Source organism: Paraburkholderia sp. UCT31 (assembly GCF_014397655.1).
In the GTDB taxonomy this organism is placed as follows: domain Bacteria; phylum Pseudomonadota; class Gammaproteobacteria; order Burkholderiales; family Burkholderiaceae; genus Paraburkholderia; species Paraburkholderia tuberum.
Map to the genome: position 1 here is coordinate 1 of NZ_VZQP01000210.1, position 537 is coordinate 537.

Consider the following 537-nt stretch of genomic DNA (forward strand, 5'->3'; position numbering starts at 1 on the left):
TCGCGGCATGGTTCGAAGCCTATGTGGGCGGCTCCTGGCAGACCTTCGATCCGCGCAACAACGTGCCGCGTATCGGTCGTGTGCTGATGGCGTGCGGCCGCGATGCCGCCGACGTTGCGATCAGCAATACATTCGGTCCGACGAAGCTCATCAAATTCGACGTCCACTGCGCGCCTGAATGATGACGAGTGGTCATTCGTTGGTGGTGTCGTAGGGGACGGGTTTGGGTCGGGATGCATCAGATGCATCAGGCAGCGGTCGGCCAGTTTGAGACGTTCGACATCATGGGCCAGATCGCTGACAATCTCGGCAGCAAGCTGGGCGAGCCCAGAGAACCCTCGTGTTGGCAAGCGACGAATTGACCGACGCCAACGACTTCGGCAGGTAATGCCGTTGGGCGTCTCGAGCCCCGTGCTAGTACAACGGAGAACACATGCGAACGACAAATATGAAACTCTCGCACACGATCAGGATTCTTATCGCAACGGTCGGTCTCTCGGCGCTCGGTGCGCATGCAGCCGACGAAGCCAAAGTGCT

1 pseudogene is annotated in these 537 nt (G+C 59.2%); it reads left to right on the forward strand.

The annotated features are described in order from the left end of the window. Positions 1–182 (forward strand): annotated as a pseudogene (locus tag F6X40_RS43800) (transglutaminase family protein); the annotation flags it as partial. Positions 183–537 lie beyond the last annotated feature (355 nt).